Annotated in this window: 13 protein-coding genes and 1 tRNA gene; 11 read left to right on the forward strand and 3 right to left on the reverse strand. The window is 73.0% G+C overall.

What is annotated here, in order from left to right; translation table 11 throughout:
* The first annotated feature begins 57 nt into the window (after positions 1 to 57).
* From ispD to ACZ7L4_RS19965, 10 genes are all read left to right on the forward strand, one after another.
* Complete coding sequence (gene ispD / locus ACZ7L4_RS19920; protein WP_472104211.1) at positions 58 to 807, forward strand: 2-C-methyl-D-erythritol 4-phosphate cytidylyltransferase; 750 nt, start codon at positions 58 to 60, stop codon at positions 805 to 807.
* Entirely contained in the window at positions 797 to 1,306 is a 510-nt protein-coding gene (gene ispF, locus ACZ7L4_RS19925) for a 2-C-methyl-D-erythritol 2,4-cyclodiphosphate synthase (protein ID WP_472104213.1), read from the forward strand. The genes ispD and ispF overlap by 11 nt, the downstream gene beginning before the upstream one ends.
* Positions 1,307 to 1,441: 135 nt before the next feature.
* Positions 1,442 to 2,005, forward strand: a complete 564-nt coding sequence (locus tag ACZ7L4_RS19930; protein ID WP_472104215.1) for a GNAT family N-acetyltransferase — start codon at positions 1,442 to 1,444, stop codon at positions 2,003 to 2,005.
* The gene (locus tag ACZ7L4_RS19935; protein WP_472104217.1) at positions 2,005 to 3,480 is read left to right on the forward strand and encodes an ABC transporter substrate-binding protein; all 1,476 of its coding nucleotides are present in this window, start codon (positions 2,005 to 2,007) and stop codon (positions 3,478 to 3,480) included. Before ACZ7L4_RS19930 ends, ACZ7L4_RS19935 begins: the two co-directional genes overlap by 1 nt.
* Positions 3,480 to 5,198: an ABC transporter permease subunit gene (locus ACZ7L4_RS19940; RefSeq protein ID WP_472104218.1), complete on the forward strand. Its 1,719-nt coding sequence runs from the start codon at positions 3,480 to 3,482 to the stop codon at positions 5,196 to 5,198. Before ACZ7L4_RS19935 ends, ACZ7L4_RS19940 begins: the two co-directional genes overlap by 1 nt.
* Before the next feature lie 50 nt (positions 5,199 to 5,248).
* Positions 5,249 to 6,520 (forward strand): MDR family MFS transporter, encoded by a 1,272-nt coding sequence (locus ACZ7L4_RS19945; protein WP_472104220.1) that lies wholly within the window; start codon positions 5,249 to 5,251, stop codon positions 6,518 to 6,520.
* 4 nt (positions 6,521 to 6,524) lie between these two features.
* Complete coding sequence (locus tag ACZ7L4_RS19950) at positions 6,525 to 6,929, forward strand: PPOX class F420-dependent oxidoreductase (RefSeq protein WP_472104222.1); 405 nt, start codon at positions 6,525 to 6,527, stop codon at positions 6,927 to 6,929.
* Positions 6,930 to 7,052: 123 nt separating this feature from the next.
* Entirely contained in the window at positions 7,053 to 8,450 is a 1,398-nt protein-coding gene (gene cysS / locus ACZ7L4_RS19955) for a cysteine--tRNA ligase (protein WP_472104224.1), read from the forward strand.
* Positions 8,451 to 8,551: 101 nt separating this feature from the next.
* Complete coding sequence (rlmB, locus tag ACZ7L4_RS19960; RefSeq protein ID WP_399234094.1) at positions 8,552 to 9,502, forward strand: 23S rRNA (guanosine(2251)-2'-O)-methyltransferase RlmB; 951 nt, start codon at positions 8,552 to 8,554, stop codon at positions 9,500 to 9,502.
* Positions 9,503 to 9,602: 100 nt separating this feature from the next.
* Complete coding sequence (locus ACZ7L4_RS19965; RefSeq protein WP_472105591.1) at positions 9,603 to 11,264, forward strand: DoxX family protein; 1,662 nt, start codon at positions 9,603 to 9,605, stop codon at positions 11,262 to 11,264.
* Between the two features lie 79 nt (positions 11,265 to 11,343).
* Here ACZ7L4_RS19965 and ACZ7L4_RS19970 read toward each other — a convergent pair whose 3' ends face one another.
* From ACZ7L4_RS19970 to ACZ7L4_RS19980, 3 genes are all read right to left on the reverse strand, one after another.
* Positions 11,344 to 12,099: a nucleotidyltransferase family protein gene (locus tag ACZ7L4_RS19970; RefSeq protein WP_472104226.1), complete on the reverse strand. Its 756-nt coding sequence runs from the start codon at positions 12,097 to 12,099 to the stop codon at positions 11,344 to 11,346.
* Positions 12,100 to 12,197: 98 nt separating this feature from the next.
* Positions 12,198 to 12,656, reverse strand: a complete 459-nt coding sequence (locus tag ACZ7L4_RS19975; RefSeq protein ID WP_399234097.1) for a hypothetical protein — start codon at positions 12,654 to 12,656, stop codon at positions 12,198 to 12,200.
* 215 nt (positions 12,657 to 12,871) lie between these two features.
* Positions 12,872 to 14,008 (reverse strand): ABC transporter ATP-binding protein, encoded by a 1,137-nt coding sequence (locus tag ACZ7L4_RS19980; protein ID WP_472104228.1) that lies wholly within the window; start codon positions 14,006 to 14,008, stop codon positions 12,872 to 12,874.
* A 228-nt stretch (positions 14,009 to 14,236) separates the two neighbouring features.
* On the opposite strand from ACZ7L4_RS19980, the gene ACZ7L4_RS19985 reads away from it, so the two are divergent.
* Positions 14,237 to 14,310 (forward strand) — tRNA-Thr (locus ACZ7L4_RS19985).
* The last annotated feature ends 63 nt before the right edge of the window (positions 14,311 to 14,373 follow it).

The following is a 14,373-nucleotide window of genomic DNA, read 5'->3' on the forward strand; positions in this document are numbered from 1 at the left end:
CCCGGCACGCTGTGGCCATACCCACCTCTCCCGAGCGCACAAACCTGAACGGAACCGATGTCTGACGAAACGCGTCCCGTAGGCAGCGCAGTTCGCACCGCGGCCGTGATTCCGGCCGCCGGCCGGGGCGTGCGCCTCGGCCCAGGTGCTCCCAAGGCGCTGCGCGCGCTGAGCGGTACTCCCATGCTGATCCATGCGGTCCGGGCGATGGCGGCGTCCCGCGCCGTGTCGCTCGTGGTGGTCGTCGCGCCGCCCGACGGCGCCGCCGAAGTGAAGTCCTTGCTCGCCGATCACGCGCTGCCCGAGCGCACGGACTTCGTGGTCGTGCCCGGCGGGGAGAGCCGGCAGGAGTCGGTGCGGCTCGGGCTCGAGGCGCTGCCCGAGGGCATCGACATCGTGCTCGTGCACGACGCGGCCCGCCCCCTCGTGCCGGTCGACACGGTCGACGCGGTCATCGAGGCCGTACGGGACGGGGCTCCGGCCGTCGTCCCGGCGCTGCCGCTCGCGGACACGGTCAAGGAGGTCGTGCCGTCCACCGACGGTTCGCCCGAACCCGTCGTGGCGACGCCCTCGCGGGCGAAGCTGCGGGCCGTGCAGACGCCGCAAGGCTTCGACCGGGAGACGCTCGTGCGCGCGCACGGGACGGTGACCGAGGATGTGACGGACGACGCCGGGATGGTCGAGCACCTCGGCCACCAGGTGGTTCTCGTGCCCGGGCACGAGGAGGCGTTCAAGGTGACCCGGCCGCTGGACCTCGTCCTGGCCGAGGCCGTGCTTGCCCGGAGGAGGGCCAACGATGGGTTCTGAGACGCCGGTTGTCGTGCTGCCGCAGGTCGGCATCGGGACCGACATCCATGCCTTTGAGGACGGGCGGGAGCTGTGGTGCGCCGGGCTCAAGTGGGAGGACTCCGGGGCCGGGCTCGCGGGGCACTCCGACGCGGACGTCGTCGCGCACGCGGCCTGCAACGCGCTGTTCTCGGCCGCCGGGCTCGGTGACCTCGGGCAGCACTTCGGGACCGGGCGGCCGGAGTGGGCCGGGGCGAGCGGGGTCGCGCTGCTGACCGAGGCGGCGCGCATCGTGCGGGCGGCCGGGTTCGTGATCGGGAACGTGGCCGTGCAGGTCGTCGGACCCCGCCCCAAGATCGGGAAGCGGCGGGACGAGGCGCAGAAGGTGCTGTCAGAGGCGGCCGGTGCGCCGGTGTCCGTCTCGGGCGCGACGACGGACGGGCTCGGGTTTCCCGGGCGGGGCGAGGGGTTGATGGCGGTGGCGACGGCGCTGGTGGCGCGGGGGCCGGTCGCCGGGTAATCCGCCGGCCACACCCGGGGCTCTGCCCCGGACCCCGCGCCTCAATCGCCGGCGGGGCTTGAGGTGGTCACTTATTGCGCACTGCTTGCAGTTAGCATGGCTGGGCAATGACGGTTCGGTCGGGCTGAGGCGGCGATGGGTGAATACGTGATCCGCGTGGCCGGGGACGGCGATGTGGACGAGGCCCGTGCCGTCATGCTGGACACCGTGTACCGCGACCTGCGCTCCGGGTACGTACCGCGCTGGCACGCCGACATCATCGACCCGGTCACCCACTACCTGCGCCCCGAGCGCTGCGTCCTGCTCGTCGCCGAGCACCGGGAGAGCGGCCGGATCGTCGCGACCGGCGCCGTCCGCGACCGCGGGCCCGCCGCCCCGCCCAACCCGCAGTGGGTCGCCGACCGCTTCCCCTCCGGGTCCACCGCCCAGCTGTGCCGGATCTACGTACGCCCCGAGCACCGCAGGAACGGGCTCGCGCGGGACCTCGTGCGGGAGCTGACCGGCTTCGTGGCCGAGGTCGGCGGGTACGAGGCGCTCTATCTGCACACCGACCCCGCCGTCCCCGGCGCCGAGCCCTTCTGGCGCTCGATCGCCCAAGAGGTGTGCGACGAGCGGGAGCTGCCGGGCGGCGGCCAGGGCATCGTGCACTTCGAGCTGCCGCTGCCCGCGCCGGTACCCGCGCCCCTGCCCGTCGGCTGATGCGGCGCCGCGGCTTTCTGCTGGCGGCGGCCGGGATCGGGCTGACGTCCGCCTGCGGCTCGTTCACCGGGACCGCGCGCCGCGGCCGGATCGCCGTCGACCTCGCCTTCGCGCCCACCCAGGGCCTCTCCCCGTACAGCGACGACGGACTGCTGCTCAGCCGGCTTGCCGTCGTCGACGGGCTCACGCGCATGGACACCGAAGGCGTCGTGCATCCCGCGCTCGCCGAGAAGTGGACCCGGACGTCCGCCACCACCTGGGAGTTCACGCTGCGCGACGCCCGGTTCCAGGACGGCGGACGGGTCACCGCCGAGGCCGTCGAGGGGGCGCTGACGCGGGCCGGGCGGGCGAAGACGCAGCCCCGCGTGCTCAGCGACATGCGGCTCACCGCGCGCGCCGCGGGGGAGCGGACCGTCCGGATCACCACCGGCAGCGCCGACCCGCTGCTGCCCGCGCGGCTTGCCAACCCGTCGCTCGCGATCTTCTCCCCGGCCGCGTACGGGAAGAAGGACGGGAAGGGCGACGGCGTCGATCCCGTCGGGACCGCCACCGGGCCGTTCGCGCTGACCAAGGTGAACGGGGCCGTGTCCGCGACGCTCGACCGGTTCGACGGGCACTGGCGCGGGAAGGCCGCGGCGCGCGGCCTCGACGTCACCTTCGTCGCCGACAACAACGCCCGCGCCAACGCGCTGCGCTCCGGCCAGATCGAGATCGCCGAGTTCGTGCCCGCCGCCCAGGCGCTCGTCCTCGGCGACCGGGCGCGGCAGGTCGCCACCGTGCGCACCACGACGCTGTACCTGAACACGCGGACCGGGCCGCTCGCGGACGCCGGGCTGCGGGCCGCCGTGCGGGAGTCCGTCGACACCTCCGCGCTCGCGCGCAGCGTGTACGAGGGGTACGCCACGCGGGGCGCGGGCCTGCTGGGGCCCGGGTTCGCCTGGGCCGAAGGAAAGCAACTCCCCGTCACGGGCCGGGCGAAGGCCGGGAAGCCGCACGGGCAGGCGCTCACCCTCGCCACGTACACCAACCGGGCCGAGCTGCCCGAGGTCGCCGCCGCGCTCCAGCAGCAGCTGCGCGGCGCCGGGTTCGCGGTGCGGCTCGTCGTGAAGGACTACGCGCGCCTCGAAACGGGCGCGCTGGACGGGGAGTACGACGCGTTCCTGATGTCCCGGTCCACCGCGCTCGACACCGGCGACCCCATCTCGTACTTCGCCTCCGACTTCACCAGCGGGGGCAGCTTCAACATCTCGCAGCTGCGCGACGGCGGGGTCGACGCCGCCGTGCGCGAGGCCGCGGGGCTCGAAGGGGCGGCGCGGCACCGGGCCACGCTGCGCGCCGAGGCCGCGATCCTCGGCACCGACGCGGCCGTGCCGATCGTCCACGAACAGCATCTGCAGGGCGTCGGGGCCGGGGTGCGCGGGGTCGTCCTCGACCCCTATGAGCGACAGTTCGTCGGTCTGGAGACGCGCGCCTGATGAAACGTGCCGGCAATCGCCTGTCCGTGCCGGCGGGCCGGGTGGGCGCCGCCGTCGGGCTCCTCGTGCTCACCGCGCTGCTGCCGTGGCTGACCCGTACCGACCCCGCGCTCACCGTGCTGCACGCGCGCTACGGCGACGCGCCCACGACACCGAAGCAGCTCGCCGAGGTGCGGGTCCAACTCGGCCTGGACGAGGGGCCTTTCACGTTCCTCGGGCAGTGGGTGCGGGGGCTCGTGCACGGGGACCTCGGCACGTCGTGGGTGACCGGCGCCGATGTCGCCTCCGACGTGGGCTCCGCGTTCTGGGTGTCCCTGTCCCTCATGGCGTACGCGATGGTGGTCGCGGTCGTCCTCGCGGTGGCACTGTGCCTGCCGACGCTCCGGCGCGCGCGGCCCGAACCCGCGCACGGGGTGGGCGCGGGGATCCTCGCCGCGCTCCCCGAGTTCCTGCTGGCCTCCGTCCTCGCCACGCTGTTCGCCGTGCACCTCGGCTGGTTCCCGGCACAGGGCTGGGCCTCGCCCGCCTCCGCCGTGCTTCCCGCGCTCGCCCTCGGCATCCCGGCGGGCGCCGTGCTCGGGCGGCTCGCCCAGGACGCGCTGCCCGCCGCGTTCGCCGAACCGTGGGTGCGGGCCGCGCGGGCGAACGGCATGCCGCGCTCGCGCATCGCCCGGCACGCGGCGCGGCGCGCGCTGCCCGCGGTGCTGCCGCAGGCGGGGCTCACGGTGGTCGGGCTCACCGGGGCCGCGGCCGCCGTGGAGGCGGTTTTCGCGATCCCGGGGCTCGGCGGCACGGCCGTCGCGGCGGCGCTCGACCTCGACCTGCCGCTGCTCCAGGGCTGCCTGCTGGTGCTGCTCGCGCTGGGCGTGGTCGCGGCGGTGCTCGTCGGGCTCGTCCGGCGCCGGCTGCTCGGCCCCGCGCTCGAAGCGGGCGCGCTCCCCGGGCTCGCGCCGGTGCGCGGGGGCGGACGCGGGCGGCTCTACGTCGCCGGGGCGCTGGTCGCCGTGCTGCTCGCCGTCATCGTCTGGGGGCTGACCCGCGACCCGCTCCACGTCGACCTCGCCGCCAGGCTGACGAGTCCCTCCGGAGCGCACCCCTTCGGCACCGACGCGCTCGGCCGCGACGTGCTCGCCCGGCTCGGGCACGGGGCGCTGCGCACGCTGGCCGTCGCGGCGGCCGTCTGCGCGGTGTGCTTCGTGGTGGGCGTCGGGCTCGGGCTCATGCGGTGGACGGCCGGGCTCACGGAGGTGGCGAACGCGATGCCCGCGATCCTGGCGGGGCTCCTGGTCACCGGCCTGTTCGGGGCGGGGGTCGCGGGGGCCGCGGTCGCCGTCGCGGCGGTCGGGTGGGCGCCGCTCGCCGCGCACACGGCGGCCGTCGCGGAGGCGGAGCGCGGGGCCGGGTACGTCGAGGCGGCGGTCGCCTCCGGCGCGGGGCGGTGGCAGGTGCTGCGGCGGCACGTGCTGAGCGCGGTGCTGCCCACGGTGGGGCGGCACGCGGTGCTGCGGCTCGCTCCGACGACCCTGGCGCTGGCGTCCCTGGGTTTCCTCGGGCTCGGTACGCAGCCGCCCACGCCGGAGTGGGGGCGGCTGCTGATGGAGAACCTGCCGTACGCGGAACGGGCGCCGTGGTCGGTCCTCGCCCCGGCGGTGGGCCTGGCCGGCGTGGGCGCGATCGTGGTGCTGGTGTCGTCCGGCTCCCTCGGGCGGCGACGGTGACCGGCCGCGGGGCTCCGCCCCGGACCCCGCTGCTCAATCGCCGCAGGGGCTTGATTTTCCGCGGCCTCCCGCGCTACCTCCGGCTGCTCGCCGCCACCCAGCTCGCCTTCAACATCGGCTTCTATGCCGTGCTGCCCTACCTCGCCACGCACCTCGCCGACACGATCGGGCTCGCGGGCTGGGCCGTGGGGCTGGTGCTCGGGCTGCGGACCTTCAGTCAGCAGGGGCTCTTCGTGGTCGGGGGAGCGCTCACCGACCGGTTCGGGCCGCGGCCCGTCGTGCTGGCCGGGTGTCTGCTGCGGATCGCCGGGTTCGTGTGGCTCGCCTTCGCGGGCAGCACGGTCACCGTCGTCGCCGCGGTCGTGCTCGTCGGGTTCGCCGCCGCGCTGTTCTCGCCGGCCGTCGAGTCGGAGGCCGCTCGCGAGGCCGTCCACCACGAGCACGCCACGGGCGTCCCCCGCGCCCAGGTGCTCGGCGTCTTCTCGGCGGCAGGGCAGGCCGGCGCGTTCCTCGGGCCGCTGCTCGGCACCGCGCTGCTGTACGCCGGGTTCCGGGCGGCGTGCCTGGCGGGCGCGCTCGTCTTCGTGGGGGTGTTCGCCGGGCACGCGCGCCTGATGCCGCGCCGCGAGCCGGTGCGCACCCGGCGCATGCGGGGCGCCCGCACCGTCTTCGCGAACCCCCGCTTCCTCGCGCTCTGCCTCGCGTACAGCGGCTACCTCATCGCCTACAACCAGCTCTACCTCGCCCTTCCCGTCGAGCTCACCCGCGCCACCGGCTCACAGGACGCCGTGGGCCTCCTCTTCGCGCTGTCCTCGCTGCTCGTCGTCGGTGCCCAGCTGCCCGTCACCCGCTGGTCCGCGACGCGGATCGCGCCGCAGGCCGCCCTGACCCGGGGCCTGCTGCTCGTGGCGGCAGGCTTCGCGGCGGTCGCGGCCACGTCCCCGTACGTCCCGAACCGCACGCCGTACGCGCTGCTGCCCGCCTGCGCGCTGGTCGTGCTGCTCACGCTCGGTCAGATGCTGCTCGTCCCGGCGGCGCGCGGGCTCGTCCCCGACCTGGTGGACGAACGGCATCTGGGTCTGGCCACCGGGGCACTGTCCTCCGCGTCGGGACTGGCCGTACTGGCGGGGAGCGCGGGGACGGGAGCACTGCTCACCCTTCCCACACCCGTCCTCTGGTCGGCGCTCGCGGTGGTGCCGCTGGTGGCGGCGGGGCTCGCCCGTTTCGTGACACCTGTGCGAACAGAGCGCCGAAATACCGGCCCGCTCGGGTGCGTTCCCCCAGGATCGGGTACGCGCCAACCGTCCCCCGAGAAGGAGTGAGGCCATGTCAGCCCAGCTGTCCGACGAGCTCAAGGCACTGCTCGACAGCAAGGTCTTCATCGCTGTCGCGACCATCCAGCCCGACGGGAGCCCGCAGGTCTCCCCGGTGTGGGCGAAGCGCGACGGTGACGACGTGCTGTTCTCCACGACCGTCGACCGCCGCAAGACGAAGAACCTGCGGGCGGACCCCCGGGTGACGGTGATGGTGCAGCCGGCCGACAACCCGTACGCGTACGCCGAGATCCGCGGCACCGTCGAGATCACGACGGAGGGCGGCCAGGACCTCATCGACGAGCTGTCCCTGAAGTACACGGGCAAGAAGTACGCCGACTTCAACCCGTCGTCCGGCCAGGACGCCGAACGGGTGGTCGTCCGCGTGCGTGCGCGCAAGGTGGTCGGGCGGGTCTGACCATTTCAAGCCCCGCCGGCGATTGAGGCGCGGGGTCCGGGGCAGAGCCCCGCGACCGCACCCCAATCGCCGGGTACCGGCCGGAGGCCCATGGCACACCTTCCGGCCTACTACCCTGGAGGGGTGACTATTCGCCTGTACGACACCAGCGCCCGGCAGATCCGTGACTTCACCCCGCTCATTCCGGGCTGCGTCTCGATCTACCTGTGTGGCGCCACCGTCCAGGCGGCCCCGCACATCGGCCACATCCGGTCGGGGCTCAATTTCGACATCATGCGCCGCTGGTTCGCGTACCGCGGCTACGACGTCACGTTCGTGCGCAATGTGACGGACATCGACGACAAGATCATCACGAAGGCCGCGGAGCAGGACCGCCCCTGGTGGTCGATCGGGTACGAGAACGAGCGGGCGTTCAACGACGCGTACACCGCGCTCGGTTGCCTGCCCCCGACCTACGAGCCGCGGGCCACGGGCCACGTGACCGAGATGGTCGAGATGATGCGCGGCCTCATCGAGCGCGGCCACGCGTACGAGGCCGACGGGAACGTGTACTTCGACGTCCGGTCGTTCCCCGGCTACCTGGAGCTGTCCAACCAGGAGCTCGACAACCTGCTGCAGCCCTCCGGCGAGGGCGAGACCGGCAAGCGCGACCCCCGCGACTTCGCGATGTGGAAGGCCGCCAAGCCCGGCGAGCCCAGCTGGGAGACGCCGTGGGGCCGGGGCCGCCCCGGCTGGCACCTGGAGTGCTCGGCCATGGCCCACAAGTACCTGGGCAGCGCCTTCGACATCCACGGCGGCGGGATCGACCTGATCTTCCCGCACCACGAGAACGAGATCGCGCAGGCCAAGGCCTTCGGCGACGACTTCGCGACCTACTGGGTGCACAACTCCTGGGTCACGATGTCCGGAGAGAAGATGTCGAAGTCCCTCGGGAACTCGGTCCTCGTCTCCGAGATGGTCAAGAACTGGCGGCCCATCGTCCTGCGCTACTACCTGGGCACCCCGCACTACCGCTCCACCATCGAGTACAGCGAGGACGCGCTGCGCGAGGCCGAGTCGGCGTTCGGCCGCATCGAGGGCTTCGTGCAGCGGGTGACCGAGCTGGCCGGTGGCACGGTCGCGCCCTCCGACGAGGTGCCGCCCGCGTTCGCCGACGCCATGGACGACGACCTCGGCGTCCCGCAGGCCCTCGCCATCGTGCACACCGCCGTACGGCAGGGGAACTCCGCCCTCGCCGCCGACGACAAGGAAGCCGCCGTCGCCCGCCTCGCCGAGGTGCGCGCCATGCTCGGCGTCCTCGGCCTCGACCCGCTCGACGAGCAGTGGGCCGGAGCGTCCGACAACGGCGGCGAGGACCTGCACGGCGTCGTCGACCACCTCGTCCGGCTCCTCCTGGAGCAGCGCGAGGCGGCCCGCGCCCGCAAGGACTGGGCCACCGCCGACGCCATCCGCGACCGGCTCAAGCAGTCCGGTCTGAACATCGAGGACAGCCCCTCGGGGCCGCGCTGGACGCTCGGCTGACAGCGGCCGAGCGCCCGAATGTGCCGCCCGGCGCTCCGGGCGGCACACTTCATAGACGTACGCACACATCCGTAGACGCAGTCGTAAGAGACAGGTAGGTCATGGCCGCCAACAGCAACCGCCGCATGTCCGGCAAGAAGGGCGCGCAGGTAGGCAGCGGTGGCAATCGGCGCCGCGGCCTCGAGGGCAAGGGCCCCACGCCGCCCGCCGAGATGCGCAAGGGACACGCCAAGCAGCGCGCCGCCAACGCCAAGGCCAAGCGCGCCCAGAGCCGCCCGACGAGCCGCACCGGCGGCCCGCGCGGCAAGTCCACCGCCGAGATGGTCGTCGGCCGCAACCCGGTCGTCGAGGCGCTGCGCGGCGGCGTCCCCGCCACGACCCTCTACGTGCAGCAGTTCATCGACAACGACGAGCGGGTCCGCGAGGCCCTGCAGGTCGCCGGCGAGCGCGGCGGCATCCACCTCATGGAGGCCCCGCGCCCCGAGCTGGACCGCATGACCAACGGCCTGAACCACCAGGGCCTCGTCCTCCAGGTCCCGCCGTACGAGTACGCGTTCCCCGAGGACCTCGCCGCCGCCGCGTACGACGAGGGCGAGGACCCGCTGATCGTCGCGCTCGACGGGGTCACCGACCCGCGCAACCTCGGCGCCGTCGTCCGCTCCGTCTCCGCCTTCGGCGGCCACGGCGTCGTCGTGCCCGAGCGGCGCGCGGCCGGGATGACGGCCGGTGCGTGGAAGACGTCGGCCGGCACCGCGGCGCGCACGCCGGTCGCGCGCGCCACGAACCTGACCCGCGCCCTGGAGCAGTACAAGAAGGCGGGCATCGCCGTGGTCGGCCTCGCCGCCGACGGCGAGCACACCGTGGGTGACCTGGAGGCCCTCGGCGGCCCCGTCGTCATCGTCGTCGGCAGCGAGGGCAAGGGCCTGTCCCGCCTCGTCGGCGAGACCTGCGACTACCGCGTCCGCATCCCGATGCCGGGCGGCGCCGAGTCGCTCAACGCCGGTGTCGCCGCGGGCGTCGTGCTCTACGAGGCGGCCCGCCGCCGCGCCTGACCCTTACCCCGGTGTTCGGGCCCCGCGACCTTGACGGGGCCCGGACATTTCGGTGGGGCCGAGGCAGTGTCCTAAACACACATCACTCGGTTAGATGAGTGTGGACACCAGAACGCCCCGCACACCCTCGGGTGACCGCACGTCGGGATTCGACGACGGTCCCGCGCTGAGCATGGTGAAGGTTCCGTGCGATCCGGCGCAGGTCATCGTCAACCACGCGAGTTTCCGCGTGCGGCTCCCCACGGCGCAGCAGTCGCAACTCCCGCGCATCTCACGGCACTTGAGCGCCACGGGCGTGGCCGGAGCCGACGCGGCGACCACCCGCATCCCCGTCATCACCGCCGCAGGGACGCCCGGCGCCAGGCGGCGCCGCCCCGTCGTCATGAACGGCGGAGGCCTCGACACCAGCGGGCTCCTGCAGGGCGCACGCCGCTCCGGCGAACCGGACGACGGCGGCGCCACGCAGGTCATCCCGCGCGTGGACGAGCGCGACTTCGCCGACGACCTCGGCCTCTACCGCGACTCGCCCACGGACGAGTCCACCCAGGAGACGCCCACCGTCGGCCCCTGGCAGGGCGAGACGGACGAGCCCACGCGGATCCTGCCGCGCATGCGCCAGTCCGGCAGCGCCTTCGAGGAGACCGGCGAGCTCGAACAAGTCCCGTACGGGGACGACGAGTTCGACGTGCGGATCGGCTCGCCGGACGGCGGCAGGGACGGCGGCGCCGACGGCGAGAGCACCGCCGCCCGCCGCTACGGCCCAGTCCGGCACGCCTACTATCCCGGCCGCCGGATGAACCTCGGCGTCGTGCTGCTCCCGCTGCGCGTCTTCCTCGGCTTCATCTCCATCTACGCCGGCATGGGCAAGCTCTGCGACCCCGTCTACTTCGACGGCGGAGAGCGCGGCTCCATGGTCAAGTGGCTGCACTCACTGCACCCCTGGGCCCTCGCCGAACCGCTCCGCGACTGGGCGCTCCAGCACCCCGTCGGCGCCGGACTCGTGATCGCCTTCCTCCAGGTCATCGTCGGCGTCCTCACGGTCCTCGGCCTGTGGCAGCGGCTCGCCGCGAGCGTCGGCGCGCTGCTCTCCGCGGCGCTGCTCGTCACCGTCAGCTGGAAGACCGTCCCCGCCTACGACGCGCCGGACATCATCTACCTCGCCGCCTGGTCCCCGCTGATCATCGCCGGTGCCCCCGTCTACTCCATCGACGGACGGCTCGCGGGCGGCGCCTGGCGGCGGCTCGGACCGCGCGCCGCCCTGTGGGACCTGCGCAACTACGTCCTGCGCCGCGGCATGGTCGTCGCGACCCTGGTCATCGGCGGCACGCTGCTCATCGGCTCCGTGCTCGGCGGCGCCGTCCGCGACGCCGACCGGGTCACCGCCCCGGGCCCCGGCGACGCGCCCCGCAACGAGGTGCCCGGCTCCCCGCTCCCCTCCGAGCCCGGCAGCCGGTCCCCGCAGCGCCAGCACACCAAGAGCCCCTCGGCCTCGACGTCCGACGCGCCGACGCAGGGCACCACGGCGAGCCCGTCCGGTTCCCCCACCTCCGCCGGGGCGACCGCGGGCGCGAGCGCCACGAGCGGCACCACCACGACGACGCCGACGCAGGGCACCACCGCCGGCGAAGCCCCGCCCCAGGAGTCCGCGCCGCAGCAGCAGCCGCCGTCCAGCACCGGCGGCTCGCCGAGCTCGGGCGGCACCTCGTCCGGAGGCACGGACAGCAAGAAGCCGGGCCTGGTGGGCGGACTGCTGGGCGAGTAGCGCGCACATCCTCCCCGTACGCCGATGGGGCCCCGTACGAATCACGTGCGGGGCCCCATCGACGTAACGGGAAGGGCTCTCAACGGCCCTGGGCGGCAAGCTCCTTCGCGGCCTCCGTGAGGTCCTTCGCCGTGTCGATCGCCCGCCAGTACGCGCCCTGCGGGAGCTGGAAGCCCGCGAGCCGCTTGGCGCGGGCCAGGCGCGGGAACGTGGCGCGCTCGTGGTCCCCGAGGTCCGGCAGCAGGGAGGCGAACCCGGCGGAGAAGACATACACGCCCGCGTTGATCAGATACGGGGACGGCGGCGCCTCGATGAAGTCGGTGATGTGGCCGAACGCGTCCGTCTCCACGGCGCCCCACGGGATCCGCGGCCGGGCGAGCGCGAGGGTCGCGGTCGCCTCCCGCTCGTGGTGGAAGTCGGCCATCTCGCGCAGCGAGAACCGCGTCCAGATGTCGCCGTTCGTCGCGTACCAGGGCTGTCCCTGGTGGGGCAGGTGGGAGGCAGCGAACTTCAGGCCGCCGCCGCGGCCCAGCGGCTCCTTCTCGACGACCGTGGTCACCCGCAGCGGCAACTCCGCCTGGTCGAGCCACTCCTGGAGCACCTCGGCGAGGTGACCGCAGGAGACGACCGCGTCGGTGACGCCCTCCTCGGCGAGCCAGGTCAGCTGATGGCCGATGATCGGCGTGCCCGTGCCGGGGATCTCCACCATCGGCTTGGGCCGGTCGTCGGTGTACGGGCGCAGCCGCGAGCCCTGACCGCCCGCCAGGACCACGGCCTGGGTGGGGCGGTGGGCATACGGAAGCGGGCCGTGCGCGGACGGTTCAGCGGTCGTCATGACCGGAACTGTACGTGCGCACGACCCGCGGGGGCGCCAGCGGCTCGGCGGTCGAGCGCGGCTCGGGACCGGTTCGCGGCTCGGGGCCGGTCCGGTGCTCAGGCCCGGAAGCCGGCCACACCCGAGGCGAACGAGGTGTCACAGACCGGGCGGGCGAACGACTGCGCGCGCGCAGGGCCGTACGTCTCCACGGCGGCACGGCCGAGCGCCTTCGCGATCGCCATGCAGTGCCGGGCGAGCGAGGGGCGGCGGTCGATCTCCTGCTGGAGGTGAGTGAGTGCAACGCCGGGGTTGTCCTCCTGGAGCTCCAGGAGAAGGCGGTCGCGCAGCACGTCCTGGGGAGCGCGCGACTTGGCACGCTTGGAGACGTCCTGTGAGGAGGCCGTGAGAACCGATTCCGAGGAACTCCCGGACCAGTTGACTCGGGTGACCGCGAGCGTCCCGGAGAGCACCAGCATCACCGGCAGGACGAAGGCGAGCGTACGGGCGGCGCGGCGGGCGGGGCCCCGGCCCCGGGCTCGGCGCGACTTCTGGGTGTAGTTGGCAGAGTGCGTCACGCGAGTGAGCGTAGCGCTCGGTGATGATTTGGCGACATTTGGTCACTCTGATGAGGGACGAGCAAAGAGGTTTTGTTGCATACGTGTTGACGAAGCAGGGCCAAATGCCCGAGTTGCCGGGGTATTTGTCGACAATGGCGAGGAACGCGCGAGGGCCCCGCACCGAAGTGCGGGGCCCTCAAGGCCGATTGCGCGACCGTCCGGTCGTCCGGCCGTCAGTCGGAGAGACGCTCGCCCGTGGAGGTCGAGAACACGTGGGTCTCACCGGCGCGCGGCACGACGTGCAGCTGGGCACCCTTCTCGGGCACCTGGCGGCCGTTCACGCGGACGACGAGGTCCTTGTGCTCGCCATTGACCTCGGCGGCGCCGTAGACGTAGCCGTCGGCGCCGAGCTCCTCGACCACGTTCACGGAGACCGCGAGACCGGCCGGGGCGTCCGAGACGTCCTTGGCGAGGGACTTCGCGGCCTCGCCGTTCGTCTCGACGATGTCGAAGTGCTCCGGGCGGACGCCGACGGTGACCGTGGTGTCGCCCTTGTCGGAGGCGGCCTTCAGCGCGTCGCGGTTGACCGGGACGACCGAGTTGCCGAACTTCACGCCGCCGTCGGTGATCGGGACCTCGACCAGGTTCATGGCCGGGGAGCCGATGAAGCCGGCGACGAAGAGGTTGGCCGGACGGTCGTACATGTTGCGCGGGGTGTCGACCTGCTGCAGCAGACCGTCCTTCAGCACGGCCACGCGGTCGCCCATCGTCATGGCCTCGACCTGGTCGTGGGTCACGTAGACGGTGGTGATGCCGAGACGGCGCTGCAGCGACGCGATCTGCGTACGCGTGGACACACGGAGCTTGGCGTCGAGGTTCGACAGCGGCTCGTCCATGAGGAACACCTGCGGCTCACGCACGATCGCGCGGCCCATCGCCACACGCTGGCGCTGACCACCGGAGAGCGCCTTCGGCTTGCGGTCCAGGTACTCGGTGAGGTCGAGGATCTTCGCGGCCTCTTCGACCTTCGTCCGGATCTCCGCCTTGTTCACGCCGGCGATCTTGAGCGCGAAGCCCATGTTGTCCGCGACGGACATGTGCGGGTACAGCGCGTAGTTCTGGAACACCATGGCGATGTCCCGGTCCTTCGGCGGCAGGTGCGTGACGTCGCGCTCGCCGATGCGGATCGCACCGCCGTTGACGTCCTCGAGACCCGCGAGCATCCGCAGGGAGGTCGACTTTCCGCAGCCGGACGGGCCGACGAGGACGAGGAACTCGCCGTCCTCGATCTCGATGTCCAGGCCGTCGACCGCGGGCTTGGTGGACCCGGGATAGACACGGGTCGCCTTGTCGAACGTGACAGAAGCCATGGCTGTGAAGCCCCCTTCACCGGCAGGAACGTGCCGGACGATCCGTTGTAAAGAAGGTGAGCCGCCATGGCTGGAGCGCCACGGCGGTGTAGCACTGGTGTAGTCCACGCGGGTGAACTGCTCGGACTTTAAGCGCAGGGCAGTGGGTTTGTCAGTACCCGGGACCACGCGACCTTCGAGGAAATTTTCGACGGACGCGCGGCTGGGGTTGGTTACACTGCTCGGGCTGCCTCCTTAGCTCAGATGGCCAGAGCAACGCACTTGTAATGCGTAGGTCGTCGGTTCGAATCCGACAGGGGGCTCGGGAAAAGCCCAGGTCACGACCAGTGAACCTGGGCTTTTTTGTCCGTGACGTCCTCGGGGGA

The sequence above is a fragment of the Streptomyces sp. NPDC107575 genome (assembly GCF_055657265.1).